The 15,221-nt window shown below is 74.7% G+C and carries 18 protein-coding genes; 8 read left to right on the forward strand and 10 right to left on the reverse strand.

Annotated elements, in window-relative coordinates; translation table 11 throughout:
- Positions 1-74 precede the first annotated feature (74 nt).
- Positions 75-419: a hypothetical protein gene (locus QQY24_RS21960; RefSeq protein WP_301974414.1), complete on the forward strand. Its 345-nt coding sequence runs from the start codon at positions 75-77 to the stop codon at positions 417-419.
- A gap of 131 nt (positions 420-550) precedes the next feature.
- Here QQY24_RS21960 and QQY24_RS21965 read toward each other — a convergent pair whose 3' ends face one another.
- The 4 genes from QQY24_RS21965 to QQY24_RS21980 all read right to left on the reverse strand — a co-directional run bounded on the left by QQY24_RS21965 (position 551) and on the right by QQY24_RS21980 (position 2,461).
- Complete coding sequence (locus tag QQY24_RS21965; RefSeq protein ID WP_301974415.1) at positions 551-826, reverse strand: hypothetical protein; 276 nt, start codon at positions 824-826, stop codon at positions 551-553.
- A gap of 197 nt (positions 827-1,023) precedes the next feature.
- Complete coding sequence (locus QQY24_RS21970; protein WP_301974416.1) at positions 1,024-1,296, reverse strand: hypothetical protein; 273 nt, start codon at positions 1,294-1,296, stop codon at positions 1,024-1,026.
- A 199-nt stretch (positions 1,297-1,495) separates the two neighbouring features.
- Entirely contained in the window at positions 1,496-1,780 is a 285-nt protein-coding gene (locus QQY24_RS21975; protein ID WP_301974417.1) for a hypothetical protein, read from the reverse strand.
- Positions 1,781-1,987: 207 nt separating this feature from the next.
- The gene (locus tag QQY24_RS21980) at positions 1,988-2,461 is read right to left on the reverse strand and encodes a hypothetical protein (RefSeq protein WP_301974418.1); all 474 of its coding nucleotides are present in this window, start codon (positions 2,459-2,461) and stop codon (positions 1,988-1,990) included.
- 465 nt (positions 2,462-2,926) lie between these two features.
- Here QQY24_RS21980 and QQY24_RS21985 point away from each other — a divergent pair, with 465 nt between their 5' ends.
- The 3 genes from QQY24_RS21985 to QQY24_RS21995 all read left to right on the forward strand — a co-directional run bounded on the left by QQY24_RS21985 (position 2,927) and on the right by QQY24_RS21995 (position 4,573).
- The gene (locus tag QQY24_RS21985; protein WP_301974419.1) at positions 2,927-3,475 is read left to right on the forward strand and encodes a hypothetical protein; all 549 of its coding nucleotides are present in this window, start codon (positions 2,927-2,929) and stop codon (positions 3,473-3,475) included.
- Positions 3,476-3,541: 66 nt separating this feature from the next.
- Entirely contained in the window at positions 3,542-3,817 is a 276-nt protein-coding gene (locus QQY24_RS21990; protein ID WP_301974420.1) for a hypothetical protein, read from the forward strand.
- Between the two features lie 405 nt (positions 3,818-4,222).
- Entirely contained in the window at positions 4,223-4,573 is a 351-nt protein-coding gene (locus QQY24_RS21995; RefSeq protein ID WP_301976321.1) for an AbfB domain-containing protein, read from the forward strand.
- Positions 4,574-4,582: 9 nt separating this feature from the next.
- Here the strand turns inward: QQY24_RS21995 and QQY24_RS22000 are convergent, their stop codons facing one another.
- Genes QQY24_RS22000 through QQY24_RS22010 form a run of 3 tightly spaced genes read right to left on the reverse strand, consistent with a single transcriptional unit; the run spans position 4,583 to position 7,498 of the window.
- On the reverse strand, positions 4,583-5,857 hold the full coding sequence (locus tag QQY24_RS22000) for a sensor histidine kinase (protein ID WP_301974421.1): 1,275 nt from the start codon (positions 5,855-5,857) through the stop codon (positions 4,583-4,585).
- A gap of 16 nt (positions 5,858-5,873) precedes the next feature.
- Positions 5,874-6,590, reverse strand: coding sequence for an ABC transporter permease (locus tag QQY24_RS22005; protein ID WP_301974422.1), 717 nt, complete (start codon positions 6,588-6,590; stop codon positions 5,874-5,876).
- On the reverse strand, positions 6,590-7,498 hold the full coding sequence (locus QQY24_RS22010) for an ABC transporter ATP-binding protein (protein WP_301974423.1): 909 nt from the start codon (positions 7,496-7,498) through the stop codon (positions 6,590-6,592). Before QQY24_RS22010 ends, QQY24_RS22005 begins: the two co-directional genes overlap by 1 nt.
- A 123-nt stretch (positions 7,499-7,621) precedes the next feature.
- Between QQY24_RS22010 and QQY24_RS22015 the strand changes: the two genes are divergently transcribed.
- The gene (locus QQY24_RS22015) at positions 7,622-8,524 is read left to right on the forward strand and encodes a MaoC/PaaZ C-terminal domain-containing protein (RefSeq protein ID WP_301974424.1); all 903 of its coding nucleotides are present in this window, start codon (positions 7,622-7,624) and stop codon (positions 8,522-8,524) included.
- Between the two features lie 440 nt (positions 8,525-8,964).
- Here QQY24_RS22015 and QQY24_RS22020 read toward each other — a convergent pair whose 3' ends face one another.
- Positions 8,965-10,221, reverse strand: a complete 1,257-nt coding sequence (locus QQY24_RS22020; protein WP_301974425.1) for a hypothetical protein — start codon at positions 10,219-10,221, stop codon at positions 8,965-8,967.
- A 187-nt stretch (positions 10,222-10,408) separates the two neighbouring features.
- On the opposite strand from QQY24_RS22020, the gene QQY24_RS22025 reads away from it, so the two are divergent.
- Genes QQY24_RS22025 through QQY24_RS22035 form a run of 3 tightly spaced genes read left to right on the forward strand, consistent with a single transcriptional unit; the run spans position 10,409 to position 13,580 of the window.
- A complete protein-coding gene (locus QQY24_RS22025; RefSeq protein WP_301974426.1) occupies positions 10,409-11,248 on the forward strand; it encodes a Nif3-like dinuclear metal center hexameric protein in 840 nt (279 codons plus the stop codon).
- A 13-nt stretch (positions 11,249-11,261) separates the two neighbouring features.
- Positions 11,262-12,005, forward strand: a complete 744-nt coding sequence (locus QQY24_RS22030) for a zinc ribbon domain-containing protein (RefSeq protein ID WP_367658052.1) — start codon at positions 11,262-11,264, stop codon at positions 12,003-12,005.
- A 12-nt stretch (positions 12,006-12,017) separates the two neighbouring features.
- Positions 12,018-13,580, forward strand: coding sequence for a bifunctional RNase H/acid phosphatase (locus QQY24_RS22035; RefSeq protein ID WP_301974428.1), 1,563 nt, complete (start codon positions 12,018-12,020; stop codon positions 13,578-13,580).
- Here the strand turns inward: QQY24_RS22035 and eda are convergent.
- Positions 13,552-14,280, reverse strand: coding sequence for a bifunctional 4-hydroxy-2-oxoglutarate aldolase/2-dehydro-3-deoxy-phosphogluconate aldolase (gene eda, locus QQY24_RS22040; RefSeq protein ID WP_301974429.1), 729 nt, complete (start codon positions 14,278-14,280; stop codon positions 13,552-13,554). The genes QQY24_RS22035 and eda overlap by 29 nt on opposite strands.
- A 72-nt stretch (positions 14,281-14,352) precedes the next feature.
- Positions 14,353-15,135, reverse strand: a complete 783-nt coding sequence (gene yaaA, locus QQY24_RS22045) for a peroxide stress protein YaaA (RefSeq protein WP_301976322.1) — start codon at positions 15,133-15,135, stop codon at positions 14,353-14,355.
- Between the last annotated feature and the right edge of the window lie 86 nt (positions 15,136-15,221).

The following is a 15,221-nucleotide window of genomic DNA, read 5'->3' on the forward strand; positions in this document are numbered from 1 at the left end:
CGACCTTCTCGGCCCGGGCGCACGCCGGTCAGCGGCACAGGCGTCCGGGCCACTGTTGCAAAGGAATGCAGCACATGTTCAGTCCGCAGAAGATGGCCGCCGTATCGGGGCTCGTCGGAAGTCTCGCCGCGCTCTGCCTCGGCGCCGGACACGCGTACGCAGACGGACCGTCGGGCGACTGCAGGATCACCGCGCAGGGCGACACCGTCTGCGTGCGCAAGAACGAGACCCACACCGACAAGGACGGCACGCACGTCGTCGAGCAGGTGCAGGACTGCTCGACGGGCGAACGGCCACACGTGGTGTACCCGGAGGACCGGCTGGTGGGCGATGGGTCCACGAGCGTCGGGCCGGTCGTGGACTGCTCCAACACCACGAAGCTGCCCAAGGGCTTCAAGAAACCGCACGTCGCGTCCTGAGGACCACCACACGTGCCGGGCCGGGATCGATCCCGGCCCGGCATTTCGGTTTTCCCGGGGCGGCCCACCGGCGAAACGACAATTCCCGGTGCCCCGGCCGACGGCCGGGGCACCGGGAAGGGGAATGCGTCTCAGCCGCCGAAGCTGTTGTTGCAGCCCATGGTCGAGCCGATGTCGGTGGTCTGGGCGCCCGGGTTGCCCTCGCCGTTCAGCGCGTTGCCCAGCACGCCGTTGAGCACGCCGACCTCGCCCAGGATGTCGAGGTTCAGGTCGTGCGACTTGCAGGTGGTGCTCTGTCGGACGTCGAAGCCGTCCTTGCCCTGGTCGGCGTGGGCGGTGCCGGCGCCCAGGAGCCCGAGGCTGCCGAAGGCGGCGAGGAGGACGGCGGCCGTGCGGATCTTGCGCATGTCATCTCCGGTGAAGTGAGGGGGACGCGATCTGTGGATGATCGGCATCTGTGCGGTCGGGAGGACCGGGGGCCTGCCCGGAGGAATCCGGCCGCGTGCCGGACCACCGCTGCCGACAGGCCCGCCGGGGTGGGCGCACGGCCCCGGCCCGATGCCGGGACCGTGCGCGCGTGCGGCGTCCGAACGCCGCCGGGACCTCAGAAGGCGCTGTTGTTGCAGCCCATGGTCGAGCCGATGTCGGTGGCCTGGGCGCCCGGGTTGCCCTCGCCGTTCAGCAGGTTGCCGCCCAGGCCGTTGAGCACGCCGACCTCGCCCAGGATGTCGAGGTTCAGGTCGTGCGACGTACAGGTGGAGCTCTGCCGGATGTCGAAGCCGTCCTTGCCCTGGTCGGCGTGGGCGGTGCCGGCGCCCAGGAGCCCGAGGCTGCCGAAGGCGGCGAGGAGGACGGCGGCCGTGCGGATCTTGCGCATGTCATCTCCGGTGAAGTGAGGGGGACGCGATCTGTGGATGATCGGCATCTGTGCGGTCGGGAGGACCGGGGGCCTGCCCGGAGGAATCCGGCTGCGCGCCGGACCCTCGCTGCCCGGCAGGTCCGCTGGAACGCGCGAATGGTCCCGGCCCGATGCCGGGACCATTCGCGCGTGCGGCGTTCGAGCGCCTGACAGAGCCTTAGAAGGCGCTGTTGTTGCAGCCCATGGTCGAGCCGATGTCGGTGGCCTGGGCGCCCGGGTTGCCCTCGCCGTTCAGCGCGTTGCCCAGCAGGCCGTTGAGCACGCCGACCTCGCCCAGGACGTCGAGGTTCAGGTCGTGGGACTTGCAGGTGGAGCTCTGCTTGATGCTGAACTTGTCGCCGTGGTCGCCGCCGCCCATGCCCTGGGCCTGGGCCGTACCGCCCACGAGGCCGATGCTGCCGAGGGCAGCGACCAGGACGGCAACGTTGCGAAGCTTGCGCATGTCATCTCCGGTGAAGTGAGGAGGACGATCCTTGGTGGATCGACCGCTTACAGTTACGGGAGATTAGTGCCGAATGTCCCGGCACTCTGGGTGACGCGCCGATTACCGATCACGTCGCGGAACCGTCACCCGAAAGCCGTAACGCCCGTGGACGGGCCCGTGAGTCGTGCTCCACGGGCCCCTCCCGGGCGTCGGCGTTCGGCAGGGCTACTGCGCGCTGGCGAGGGAGTTGGACTGGCTGTTGGCCTGGGTGCAGTCGACGCCCCGGGTCTCGGAGGAGGCGAGCAGGGCGATCGGGACGTTCGCGTCGAGCAGGGTCTGCGGGCTGCACTCCTGGTACGGGCGGAACAGGTTGGTCTGGCCCGTCGGGGCGCCCTCGTGCGTCTGCGGGGCCGGCGGAGAGAGCCGAGGGCTGATCTGTGGGTTGAGCTGGGGGTTGACCTGCGGTGCGACCTCGGTGCCCCGCTGCGGGGCCGCCTGCTGCCGGGCCGGCGAGCCGGAGGTCTGCACGGTCGCCTGGGCGGAGGAGGCCGAGGCGGCCTGGGCGTCCGACTGCGAAGCGGCGGACGGCGCGTGTCCGTCGTGGGTGGCGGGGGTGACCGCGGAGCTCGGGCCGGCGCCGACGGCGGACAGACCGCCGGCCGCTGCGACGACGAGCACGATTTTCTGGAGCTTGCGCATGGAATTCTCGGCCCTTCAATGACCTGTGCACGGAACCTGGTGAAACGCTGATGGGGCAGCGCAGCCGCCGCCGTTCCCGGCTGTCTGGTGCGGCTGCGGAAACCGGAAACCATCGTTCTTGCCCCGTGGGGAACGAGACGGCGGCGAACACGGACACGGACGGCGGGCCACGGTCACCCATTTGCCCCACGGGGGCAACACCCGTCCCGGTGGACGGCAAACGGGTGACGGGCCTCGGGGCGCCGTGACCGCGCCCTGGCCGTTCTCGTTCCTACGGAGAGAGGGCAGCGGCCGTGGACCCGAACGCGGGTGAGGCGGACCGCTGCCGGCTCCGAACGCGAAGTCCGCGTGCTACTCGGGATCGCCGCTGCTGACGGTGCAGTACGAGTATCGCACCGACTGCACGTGTGACCGCGCTGAATGCAATGGACTTCCCTATTCAGGTATTGAAGGGCCGAGGGTTTCATGCGCAAGCTTCACAAGGTCGTGCTCTTTGCAGCAGCGGCCGGCGGTCTGTCCGCCATCGGCGCCGGCACCAGCCATGCCGACTCTCCCGCCGGACACGGCAGTTCCGCGCCGGCTCCCGAGCACCCGGCTCCCCGGGTCGCGGCACCCGCCCACCAGCCGGCCCCGCAGGCGCCGCGGTCGACCGGTTACGCCTCCGCCTCGGCCTCGTCGCAGGGGTCGGCGCAGGCCTCCACCTCGCCGTACCGGCAGCAGGCCGCCCCCGCGCAACCGGCCCAGGCCGCCCCCGCGCCGCCGGCCCAGATCGTGCCGCAGGTCATGCCGCAGGTCATGCCCCAGGTCGCCCCCAAGGTGGACGTGCCCCAGGCCTTCGGTCCGGAGCCTCCGGTGCGTGTCGCCCCGCAGGTGAGCCCCCAGATCAATCCGCAGGTGAACCCGCTCGTCGACTCGCAGATCGCGCCGCCGGGCGTACCGGAGCTGACTCCGGTCGGCCTCGGACAGGTCGCGGCACCTCCCGTCGGCCAGCTGGGGCTCCCCCGGCTCGGCTGACGGCGAACCGTCCGGAATCCCACTCGATCCGTCGCGGATCCCATCCGCTCGACCAACGGAGAAGCAATGCGCAAGTTCCACAAGGCCGTCCTCATGGGCGCCCTCCTCGGCAGTGTCGGCTCCCTCGGCAGCACCACCGCCTTCGCACACGGCGAGCCGGGCCACGACCTCGACGTCACGCAGGGCATCGAGTGCCGCTCGCACGACATGAACATCGAGGTGATCGGCAACCTCAGCGCCATCACCGGCCTGGCGGGCAACCTGCTGAACGGCGAGGGGGCCCCGGGTGCACAGCAGAGCCACCTCGGTTCCGACATGGGGTGCAACAGCCGGGCGTTCTGACCGGCCTCCGCCGCCCCCTGCCCGCTGTGGCACCGGTACGCGCCGACGCCACAGCGGGGCCGCGGGGGGCGCACACAAGGGGGGCGCCGGGATGCCGGCCACGGTCCGCACCCCGCCCTCGCGCGCTTTTCCGCGGCCCGTGGCACAGCCGGACGCCGGTGGGGGCGCCGGCCGCACGGGCCACGGCCCGCACACCGCCCCGGTCCCCGCGTCCGTGATCACCGCCGCCGTCGCCTCCGGTGCGACGGCGTTCGCGGGGCAGACGGGCGCCGACTCCGCCGGGGCGGTTCCACGAGCGGTCCGACCGGCGTCGCCGGCACCCCCGGCCCCGGCCCGGGGGTCTCGCTGCGCGCCACGACCCCCTGCCGCACCACCGAGTACGTCCGCCACCGGAACGCCGCCGTCATCTCCCCGGTGACGTCGGGCAGCCCCTCCCTCGACAAGGGCGACGCGACCTGGATCGTGCGCCGTGGGCTCGCCGACGGCTCATGCGTCTGCCTGGAGCCGCGCAACCACCCCGGTGACTTCCTGGGCCACTTCGACCACCGGCTCCACCGGCAGCCCATGGACGGCACCGCCCGGTTCCGGGCCGACGCCACCTTCTGCCCGCAGACCGGCAGGAGCGGCACGGACACCTCGTCCGCCTCGTACGACTACCCCACGCGCCACCTGCGCCACTACGACCACGGCGTCCACCTGGCGGGCAACGGCGGCTCCACGTCTGGGACGGCAGCACCACCTGGGCCGCCGACGTGAGCTGGGCGGTCAGCCCGCCCTGGGCGCCGTAACGAGTCCGGCGGCAGCCAGGTGCGCGGGCTCCACCGGGAGTTCGGCGGTCACCGTGAAGCCGCCGCGCGGCGACGGGCCGGCCGTCAGCGAGCCGCCCGCCGCCGCGAGGCGCTCGGTCAGGCCCGCGAGGCCGGTGCCGCCGATGCCCTCCCGGGGCCGGGTGACGGCCTTGCCGGTGCCGTTGTCGGTGACCGTGAGCCGGGCCCGCTCGGTGCTGCTCGTGACGGTGATCCCGCAGTGGGTGGCGTCGCTGTGCCGGACCACGTTGGTCACCGCCTCGCGCACCACCCAGCCGAACAGCGCCTCGGTCTGCGGGGCCAGGGGTGTTCCGGACTGGCGCACCTCCGTGCGCGTGCCCGCCGCGGACAGCGCCGAGCGGGCCCGGGCCAGCTCGGTGGCCAGGCTGCCCTCGCGGTAGCCGGTCACCGCCTCCCGTATCTCCGTCAGCGCCTGCCGGCCCACCGACTCGATGTCGCCGATCTGCGCCAGCGCCGCGTCCAGGTCCCGCTGCGCCAGCCGGCGGGCCGCCTCCGACTTCACCACGATCACCGACAGCGTGTGGCCCAGCAGGTCGTGCAGGTCACGGGAGAAGCGCAACCGCTCCTCCGCCACCGCGCGCCGGGCCAGTTCCTCGCGCGCGGCGCGCAGCTCCCGCACCGCCTCGGACAGACCGAGGATCGCGGCGGTCACCATGGTCGACAGGAACGTGCCGTAGGCGATGTTCACCGCGTTCGCGGCGTCCCGGAGGGCGGAGACGCCCCCCGCGTACACCGCGAGCAGCATGCCGGTGCGGGCCAGCCACCGGCCGCGCAGGGCGGCTCCCGCGGCGAGGCCCAGCAGTGGGAAGAACATCAGCCAGCTGCCGCCGTACCCGAGGGCCAGACCCGTGGTCAGCACGCCCATCAGCAGCAGCGCCAGCCGGGTGGAGGGCGTCTCGCGCCTGCCGCGGTCGAAGGAGCGGAAGGTGACGTAGACGTACAGCGAGTTGAACGCGAACAGGCCCACGGCGCCGACCCACGCGTTCGGCGTCTTGCCCTGGAGCAGGTTGGAGAAGGACCCCATGCCCAGCAGCAGCCAGGGCAGCAGCGCGAAGCCGGTGGGCGGCGGACCGGGATGCTCGGCGGCCGGGTCGCGCCCCTCCTTCAGGACCGCCCGCCGGGCCGTCCTGAACTCCTCCATGTCCGCGCGCCACCGGGCACGCGCCGCCCGCACCGCCGCCACCCGGCACTTCACTGTCCGCCACCACGTCATGTCCGTGTTCCCCCGGTCAGATGGTTCCCGCACCACGGCGGTACGACAGCACAGCGTACGAACCGAACACCAGCAGCCAGGCCGTCAGGACGATGATGGCACCGGCGGCGGGGGCCTGTCCGTCCGTGACCGCGGTGCCCAGCTGGGCGAAGCGGCGGGTGGGGGTGTACGCGGACAGGCCGCGCAGCCAGTCCGGGAACAGGCTGACGGGGAACCAGAGTCCGCCCAGTACCGCCAGGCCCATGTTGCACATCATGTTGACCACACCCGTGGCGGGCCCGGACAGCCGGTAGCCGTTGCCGAGGCCCAGCAGCGTGAAGGGGATCGAACCGAGCCACAGCAGCAACGTCACCGCGGCCCACTGCCAGACCGCCAGCCGCACGCCGTTGAACAGCCCGCCCGCCGCGAGCACCGTGACGATCGAGGGCAGCACGGTCACCGCGCCGGTCAGCGCCCGGCCGGTCACCACCTGGTGCGGCGGCATCGGCGTCACGCGCAACTGGCGCAGCCAGCCGGTGGACCGGTCCTCGGCGACCGCGCCACCGGTGTTCAGCGCCGAACCGACCGCGCCGTAGGCGGCCATGCCCACCATCGCCGCCGTCTTCCAGCCGCCGCCCCCGTCACCGAGGTTGGTGAACAGCAGGTACATCATCACCGGCATCGCGATCCCGCCGACCACGAAGCCCGTGTCGCGCAGGGTGCGGCGGATCTCCAGGCGCACGTAGTCGAGCATCACACCGTCTCCAGTTCGCGGTCGGCCGAGGTGAGGGCGAGGAACGCGTCGTCCAGCGAGGCCGGGGCCACCTCGAGGTCCCGGACCGCGTCCAGCCGGGCCAGGGCCATCACGGTCGCGTCGGAGTCGTCGCTGCGCAGCCGCACCCGGCCCTCGCGCACCTCCACCGACCGCACGCCGGGCAGCAGGGCCAGCTCCTGCGGGTCGCGCCCGGCCGGGCGCACGGAGACCAGGCTGCCGCCCGCCGCGCGCCGCAGGTCCTCGCCGGTGCCGTCGGCGACGATCCGCCCGCGGTCGATGACGAGGATCCGGTCGGCGTGGGCGTCCGCCTCCTGCAGGTAGTGCGTGGAGAACAGCACGGTGTGGCCCCGGCGGGCGTAGGCGCGCATGGACTCCCAGAAGGCGTGCCGCGCGGTCACGTCCAGCGCCGCCGTCGGCTCGTCCAGCACCAGCAGCGCGGGGTCGCCGGCGAGCGCGACCGCGAACCGCACCCGCTGCACCTGCCCGCCGGACAGCCGGTCCACCCGTCGCCCGGCCAGGTCCGCGATCCCGGCCAGCTCCAGCGCCCGCGCCACCGGCATCGGCGCCGGATAGCGCCGGGCCACGAAGCCGACCAGTTCCCCGACGGTCACCCGGGGGACCGGACGGGCGTCCTGGAGCATCGCGCCCACCCGGCCCGCGCGCACGGACCGCTCCGGCCCGGCGCCGAACAGCTCCACCGCGCCCGCGTCGGGCTCGTACAGGCCCAGCAGCAGCCCGATCGTGGTCGACTTGCCGGCCCCGTTGCGGCCCAGCAGGGCCACCGTCTCGCCGTGCGCGATGTCCAGGTCGATGCCGTCCACGGCGCGCACGGCACCGTACGTCTTGACCGCCCCCGTGAAGGAGACGGCGCTTCCCCTCTGTGTCATGCCTACGACCATAGGAATCCGGGGGCCGCCCCGGCAGATGCGCTTGTACGGACCCGGGCAGTACAAATGTCACTGCCCGCCGCGCCCGGCACCGCGTCGGGCCCCGAAGTCCTCAGGAGCCCCATGCCCATCGACGCCGCCAAGGCCCTCGCCGCCGCGCCCCGGTCCGGCCGGATCGCCTGGACCGCCGGGGACGTCCTGCTCTACCACCTCGGCATCGGCGCCGGCATGAACCCGGACGCCACCGACCCCGCCACCGACCCCGGCGAACTGCGCTACGCCCTGGAGACCCGGCTGCGCGTCCTGCCGAGCTTCGCCACCGTTGCGGGCGCGGGCGCCCCCGGCGTGATCAGCGGCCTGTCGATGCCCGGCGTCGACGTCGACCCGGCCACGGTGCTGCACGGCGGCCAGAGGTTGGAGGTCCACCGGCCCGTCCCGGCCGAGGGCACCGCCGCCACCACCGACCGCATCACCGCCGTGCACGACAAGGGCACGGCCACCGTCCTCGTGCTGCGCACCGAAGCCGCGGACGCCGACGGCCCGTTGTGGACGAGCGAGGCCGAGATCTTCGTGCGCGGCGAAGGGGGCCGGGGCGGCGACCGCGGCCCCGTCGGCCGCCGCCCGGAGCCGCCCGCCGGCCCGCCCGACCGGACCGTCGAGCGGCCCACCCGTCCCGACCAGGCCCTGCTCTACCGCCTCAGCGGCGACCGCAACCTGCTGCACGCCGACCCCGCGTTCGCCGGGCGCGCCGGATTCGACCGGCCCATCCTGCACGGGCTGTGCACCTACGGCATCACCCTGAAGGCCGTGGTCGACACGCTGCTCGACGGCGAGGTGACCCCGGTGCGCTCCTGTGCCGCGCGGTTCACCGGGGTGGTGTACCCGGGGGAGACCCTGCGGGTGCGCATGTGGCGGCAGGCGGGGGAGCGGGCCGGGGGCGGGGACGGTTCCGTCCGGGTGGCCGTGAGCGCCGTCGAACGGGACGACGCGCCGGTCCTCACCGGCACCGTCGTGCTGCGCCCCTGAGCGACCACGGCCGGGCGGAGGAAGGCCCGGCCGGCCGGGTGCGGCAGCCGGGGCAGGAGGAACAGGAGGAACAGGGGGGATAGGAGGGACAGGAGGGACAGGAGGGACAGGAGAAAGAGGAAACGACGGAAAAAAGGGAAGGAGGGGCGCCCGTCCATGGACGGGCGCCCCTCCTTCCCGTACGGTCAGGCAGCCGCCTCGGCCGGTTCCCCGGCCGGTTTGCGGTGACGGCCTTGCGGAGCCGTCTCACTGTCCTGGGCCGCGACCGGGCCCCGGTGCCGGCCGTGGCCGACCGCCTCCTGAGAGTCGGCAGACAGCTGCTGCGTCCTGCTGGTGTCGCTCATCGGAAGAATTCACCCCGTCACCGTGATCTTTCGTACAGCCGGGCGAGTCTAACCGGCACACCACGGGCCGAATCCAGGCGCACACGCCAACCGGCACTAGTTCGTTACAAGCCGTGCCAAGGGCGCTTGTTGCAGGGGTACGGGGCGGGTCGCGGCGGGCTCCGGCGGGCCGGGCCGCACCGCCGGCCGGGGCCCCTCGGGCACCCCGGCGGGCGTCCCGTCCGGAACCGTACCGCCCGCCCCCGCGTTCGCCGTCCGCACCGCTCTCCCCGCTCCCCCCGGGCGCGGGTCCGCCGCCCCGAGCTGATCCGCCGCCAGTTCCGCCATCCCGCACGGCACCTCCCGGGTCGCGTACGGCAGCCGCAGCACCCCCCGGGGCGTCCACAGCCCCGACCCCGTCAACCACCCCTCGGGCGCCGGGAGATGACGCACCCGACGCTCGGCCGGCCGCCAGATGCCGACCCAGCTGCCGAACGGGCCGTCGACGCGCAGCGCCACCGCGCAGTTCTCCGGCGTCAGCACCTGTCCCGGCTGGATCGCGAACGGCGTCACCACGCAGTCCGCGAGCCGCAGGCACTCCGGGAAGCGCACCGGAAGCGTGCTGCCCAGGACCCCCCAGCCCAGGCGCTCCCGACCCGGGCAGGGCGCGTCCGAGGAGACCAGCAGCAGCCCGCTGTCGAGGTCGGCCAGCAGCAGCCGGTCGTCACTGCCGGCCGCGATCTGCAGCAGGGGCGAGACCTCCCCGCCGCGTCCCAGGTCCACCACGACCGTCTTGGTCCGCCCGTCCAGCTCCCGGTCCACCGCCAGCATCCGTCCCGCGCGCTCCAACCACACCCCTCCCGAGCAGCGCCCCGGCACCTCGGCGAGCCGCTCGGGACCGAAGGCGCCGCCCGCCACCCGCCACACCGCCGTGGAGCGCGGGCCGACGGCGAGGGCGTACGCGTGCGCGCCGTCCGGCGCCGGCGGCAGCAGCGTCAGCCGGGTGCCGGGCCCGGGGCACTCCACCGCGCCCAGCGGCAGTTCACCGGTGCCGGGCCCGGTCGGGTAGAGCAGGCCGAAGGTGTGCCGGTGCCCCACCGGCCGGTGGACCAGCACCCGTCCGTCGCCCAGGGGCTGCACCTGCGTGCCGGGCTCCTCCGGCTGGTTGCCGGGCAGCGGCACCGCGTACGGCTCCGGCCCGTCCAGCGTCCAGCGCTCCGGGAACCACGCGTCGCGCTCGCCGTCCAGCGCGAGCCGGGCCGCGTACGCGCCGTCCGCCGTGATGGCGCATCCCGGTCGCGGCGCACCGCCGTCCGCCCCCGCCGGCGGGTCGATCGCGCGGGCCGTCGTCGTTTCGGTCGCACAAGCCGTCATCGTGCGGTCACCTCCGGCGACGAAGCTAGTTTTCGCACGCACGGGCGGGGGAGCGGTGGAGGCCCGCTTCACACGTACGGGTGGCGCGGAAGCGGTTCCGCCGGGGGCGCGGGGCGCGCTGTGCCGGGCGGGCCCGGTCCGGCGGACGCGGTACGGCCCCGCAGAACGGCCAGGTAGCCTTTTCCCCGTGCCCCGTCTGTCTGAAGTCATCGCCGCACTGGAGAACCTGTGGCCCGCCGAGCGGGCCGAGTCCTGGGACGCGGTCGGCACCGTCGTGGGCGATCCCGGCCAGGAGGTCACCCGGGTCCTGTTCGCCGTCGACCCCGTGCGGGAGACCGTCGAGGAGGCCGTACGGCTCGGCGCCGACCTGCTGGTCACCCACCACCCGCTCTACCTGCGCGGGACGACCACGGTCGCGGCCTCCACCTCCAAGGGCCGCATCGTGCACACCCTCATCAAGAACGACATCGCCCTGCACGTGGCCCACACCAACGCCGACACGGCCGATCCGGGAGTGAGCGACGCGCTGGCCGGTGCGCTGGACCTGCGCGTCGTGGGGCCGCTCGTGCCGGACCCCGCCGATCCCGCGGGCCGCCGGGGCCTGGGCCGCGTCTGCGCGCTCGACCACCCGCTGACCGTCCGCGAACTGGCCGCCCGCGCCGCCGAACGGCTGCCCGCCACCGCGCAGGGCGTCCGGGTGGCGGGCGACCCCGACGCCGTCGTCCGCACGATCGCGGTCAGCGGCGGCTCCGGCGACAGCCTCTTCGACCAGGTCCGCGCGGCCGGCGTCGACGCCTTCCTCACCGCCGACCTGCGCCACCACCCGGCCTCGGAGGCCGTCGCGCACAGTCCTCTCGCGCTGCTCGACGCGGCGCACTGGGCCACCGAGTGGCCCTGGTGCGAGCTGGCCGCGAGCCAGCTCGACGAGATCTCCGACCGCCACGGCTGGGACCTCAGGGTCCACGTCTCCAGGGCGGTCACCGACCCCTGGACCGCCCACGCGGCGTCCTCCGTCACCACTAGCTAATGGGAGCCCCCAACTGAACGCCGCGCCCGCCGACCAGATCCGACTCCTCGACGTCCAGGCCCTCGACGTCCGCCTGCAGCAGCTCGCGCACAAGCGCAGGTCGCTGCCCGAGCACGCCGAGATCGACTCGCTCACCAAGGACCTCACCCAGCTGCGCGACCTGCTCGTGGCCGCGCAGACCGAGGAGGGCGACTGCGCCCGCGAGCAGACCAAGGCCGAGCAGGACGTGGACCAGGTGCGCCGGCGTGCCACCCGCGACCAGCAGCGCCTGGACTCCGGCGCGGTCACCTCGCCCAAGGACCTGGCCAACCTCCAGCACGAGATCGTCTCCCTCGCCAAGCGGCAGGGCGACCTGGAGGACGTCGTCCTGGAGGTCATGGAACGCCGCGAGGCCGCCCAGGAGCGGGTCGGCGAACTGACCGGGCGGGTCGCCTCCGTCCAGGCGAAGATCGACGACGCGACCGGCCGCCGCGACGCCGCGTTCGGGGAGATCGACGCCGAGGCCGCCTCGGTCACCAGGGAGCGCGAGGTCATCGCCGCCTCGGTCCCCGCCGACCTGCTCAAGCTGTACGACAAGCTGCGCGAGCAGCAGGGCGGGGTCGGCGCGGCCAAGCTGTACCAGCGCACCTGCCAGGGCTGCCGCCAGGAGCTGGCGATCACCGAGCTGAACGAGGTCCGCGCCGCCGCGCCCGGCACGGTGCTGCGCTGCGAGAACTGCCGCCGGATCCTGGTGCGCACCGCCGAATCGGGTCTGTGAGGGGCTGACGCGGTGCGGGAGTTCATCGTCGAGGCCGACGGCGGGTCACGGGGCAACCCGGGGCCCGCGGGCTACGGCGCCGTGGTGAGCGACGCGGCGACGGGGGAGACGCTGACCGAGGCGGCCGAGTACATCGGCGTCGCCACGAACAACGTGGCCGAGTACCGGGGCCTGCTGGCCGGCCTGCGCGCGGCCCGGGACCTGGACCCGTCCGCCCGGGTCCACGTCCGGATGGACTCCAAACTGGTCGTCGAGCAGATGTCGGGCCGCTGGAAGGTCAAGCACCCCGCCATGAAACCGCTGGCGGCCGAGGCCGGCCGTGTCTTCGCCCCCGGCCGGGTCACCTACGAGTGGATCCCGCGCGAGCGCAACAGACACGCCGACCGCCTGGCCAACGAGGCGATGGACGCGGGCGCCGAGGGCCGTCAGTGGTCCCCGGCCGCGTCTCCTGCGTCTCCCGCCTCCCGCGCTCCCCTCGCCGCCCCGGAGGAACCGGCCCGGCCCGGTGACGCCACGGCGGGCGCGGCCCGGGCCCGGGCCGCGCTACGGGCGGCGGCCCCGGCCGACGGGCCCGGGCCGGTTGCGGCGGCGGGCGCGGAAGAAGCTGCCGGGACCGGTGGGGCGGACGGAACCGCCGGGGCCGATGGGGCGCGCAGAGCTGCCGGGGCCGATGGGGCGCGCGGAGCTGCCGGGACCAACGGAGCTGCCGGGACCGGTGGGGCGGACGGAGCTGCCGGGACCGGTGGGGCTTCCAGGACCGACGGACTCGCTGTGACCGACGGAGTCGCCGGGACCGACGGGGCTGCCGGGGCGGGCCTCCCCGCCGCGGAGCACGGGACGGCCGCCCCGGCCCGGCAGCACGAGCCGTCCACCCTCCGGCGGCGGGAGCCGGCCGGCCCGGCCGGTCACCGTGTCTCCACCCCCGGCTGGAGTGCCGCTCCCGATCTCGGGGCGCCCGCCACCTTCGTCCTCCTCCGGCACGGCGAAACCCCCCTCACCCCCCAGAAGCGCTTCTCCGGCAGCGGTGGCGGCGACCCCTCCCTGTCCGACACCGGCCGCGAGCAGGCCCGGCGCGTCGCCGCCGCCCTCGCCCGGCGCGGCACCGTCCAGGCGATCGTCGCCTCCCCGCTCGCCCGGACCCGCGAGACCGCCGGCATCGTCGCCGCCCGCCTCGGCCTGGACGTCGAGGTGGAGGAGGGGCTGCGCGAGACGGACTTCGGCGCCTGGGAGGGCCTCACCTTCGGGGAGGCGCGCGAGCGCCACCCGGACGACCTGGACGCCTGGCTCGCCGACCCGGAGGCCCGCCCCACCGGTGGTGGCGAGAGCTTCGCGCAGACCGCCGTCCGGATCGAGGCCACCCGCAGGAAGCTGGTCGCGGCCCACGCCGGCCGCACCGTCCTGCTCGTCACGCACGTCACGCCGATCAAGACCTTCGTCCGCCTCGCCCTCGGCGCCCCGCCCGCCTCCCTGTTCCGCATGGAACTGTCCGCCGCCTCGCTCTCGGCGGTGGCGTACTACGCGGACGGCAACGCGAGCGTGCGGCTGTTCAACGACACGTCCCACCTGCGTTCCTGAGTCCGGCGGCGGCCCGCGCCAGCTCCTCGACGCGGGCCCAGTCCCCGGCGGCCACCGCCTCCGCCGGGACCATCCAGCTCCCGCCCACGCAGCCGACGTTGGGCAGGGCCAGGTACTCCGGCGCGTCGGCCGGGCCGATGCCGCCCGTCGGGCAGAAGCGCGCCTGGGGCAGCGGGCCGGCCAGGGACTCCAGGAACGCGGTGCCGCCCGCCGCCCGCGCCGGGAAGAACTTCATCTCCCGCACCCCGCGCTCCAGCAGCGCCATCACCTCCGAGGCCGTGGAGACCCCCGGCAGGAACGGCACCCCGGACGCCCGCATGGCGGCCAGCAGCGGGTCGGTCCAGCCGGGACTGACCAGGAACCGCGCCCCGGCCGCCACGCACTCGCCGGCCTGCCCGGGGGTGAGGACCGTGCCCGCCCCGACCACCGCCTCCGGCACCTCGGCGGCGATCGCGCGGATCGCGTCCGGGGCGGCCGGCGTCCGCAGGGTCACCTCGATCGCGGGCAGCCCGCCGGCCACCAGCGCCCGCGCCAGCGGTACGGCGTCGGCGACGTCCGGCACGACCAGCACGGGCACGACGGGCGCGAGGCCCAGCACGGAGGCGACGGCGGCGGGAGGGGCGGCCGAGGACGGGGAGCCGGCCGGGGGGACGGGCGGGGGGCCGGAGTCGGCCGGGGAGGCGGGCGGCGGCGGGGTCATGCCCTCATCGTGCCGACCCACCGCACTCTCCGCAAAGATCGTTGCACATGCTGCAACAACCGCCGGGCGGTCTCAGTGGACCTCCTCCACCAGCACGTCCAGCGACCACGGCCTCCCCGCCCGGCCCGGAGCCTCCGCCTCCACCGCGTACCCGAGGTCCCGCAGCGCCTCCACCAGCCCGGTCGGGTCCTCCGGCACGGTCCCGGCCGTCAGCAGGGAGCGCACGATCCGGCCCTTCGTCGCCTTGTTGAAGTGGCTGACGACCTTCCGCGTCGGCGCGTGCAGCACCCGCACCGTCGCCGTCCGCCCGGCGACCTCGCCCGTCGGCTTCCAGGCCGCCGCGTAGGCCGAGGAGCGCAGGTCCAGGACCAGGCCGTCACCGGCCGCCTCGGGCAGCACCCGTGCCATCGGGGCCCGCCAGTGCCCGGCCAGCGCGCCGAGCCCGGGCAGCCGCACGCCCATCGAGCAGCGGTAGGAGGGGATCCGGTCGGTCACCCGCACCGCGCCCCACAGCCCGGAGAAGACCAGCAGCGAGCGCGCTGCGCGCCCCTTCGCGGCGGCGTCCAGCGAGGCCAGGCCGAGGGCGTCGTAGAGGACACCGGTGTAGATCTCGCCGGCCGGGCGGGCGCCGGCGGTGCGCAGCCCGGCGTTCTTCGCGACCTCACCGCGCAGCCCCCCGCTCAGACCGAGCACCTCGCGGGCCTTCTCCTCGTCACCGGAGCACAGCTCGACCAGTTCCCCGAGCACGGCCTCCCGCGCGCCGGTCAGCCCCGGCAGGGACAGCGACCCCAGTTCCAGCGGCGCCCCCTCGCCCGGGTTCGCCTTGCCCTCGGAGGGCGGCAGCAGGACCAGCAACACGTACTCCTCACGTAGACCTCCGCGTCAGGGTACGGCGTGCCGCCCGCGGTCCCGCCCGCGGTCCGCACCGCCCCCGGGGGCCC

The sequence above is a fragment of the Streptomyces sp. TG1A-8 genome (assembly GCF_030499535.1).
Lineage (GTDB): Bacteria > Actinomycetota > Actinomycetes > Streptomycetales > Streptomycetaceae > Streptomyces.

Excerpts from the sequence above, each read along its gene's own strand:
- QQY24_RS21960 (WP_301974414.1), top strand. The coding sequence starts at position 75 with ATGTTCAGTCCGCAGAAGATGGCCGCCGTATCGGGGCTCGTCGGAAGT.
- QQY24_RS21965 (WP_301974415.1), bottom strand. The coding sequence starts at position 826 with ATGCGCAAGATCCGCACGGCCGCCGTCCTCCTCGCCGCCTTCGGCAGC.
- QQY24_RS21970 (WP_301974416.1), bottom strand. The coding sequence starts at position 1,296 with ATGCGCAAGATCCGCACGGCCGCCGTCCTCCTCGCCGCCTTCGGCAGC.
- QQY24_RS21975 (WP_301974417.1), bottom strand. The coding sequence starts at position 1,780 with ATGCGCAAGCTTCGCAACGTTGCCGTCCTGGTCGCTGCCCTCGGCAGC.
- QQY24_RS21980 (WP_301974418.1), bottom strand. The coding sequence starts at position 2,461 with ATGCGCAAGCTCCAGAAAATCGTGCTCGTCGTCGCAGCGGCCGGCGGT.
- QQY24_RS21985 (WP_301974419.1), top strand. The coding sequence starts at position 2,927 with ATGCGCAAGCTTCACAAGGTCGTGCTCTTTGCAGCAGCGGCCGGCGGT.
- QQY24_RS21990 (WP_301974420.1), top strand. The coding sequence starts at position 3,542 with ATGCGCAAGTTCCACAAGGCCGTCCTCATGGGCGCCCTCCTCGGCAGT.
- QQY24_RS22000 (WP_301974421.1), bottom strand. The coding sequence starts at position 5,857 with ATGACGTGGTGGCGGACAGTGAAGTGCCGGGTGGCGGCGGTGCGGGCG.
- QQY24_RS22005 (WP_301974422.1), bottom strand. The coding sequence starts at position 6,590 with ATGCTCGACTACGTGCGCCTGGAGATCCGCCGCACCCTGCGCGACACG.
- QQY24_RS22010 (WP_301974423.1), bottom strand. The coding sequence starts at position 7,498 with ATGACACAGAGGGGAAGCGCCGTCTCCTTCACGGGGGCGGTCAAGACG.
- QQY24_RS22015 (WP_301974424.1), top strand. The coding sequence starts at position 7,622 with ATGCCCATCGACGCCGCCAAGGCCCTCGCCGCCGCGCCCCGGTCCGGC.
- QQY24_RS22020 (WP_301974425.1), bottom strand. The coding sequence starts at position 10,221 with ATGACGGCTTGTGCGACCGAAACGACGACGGCCCGCGCGATCGACCCG.
- eda (WP_301974429.1), bottom strand. The coding sequence starts at position 14,280 with ATGACCCCGCCGCCGCCCGCCTCCCCGGCCGACTCCGGCCCCCCGCCC.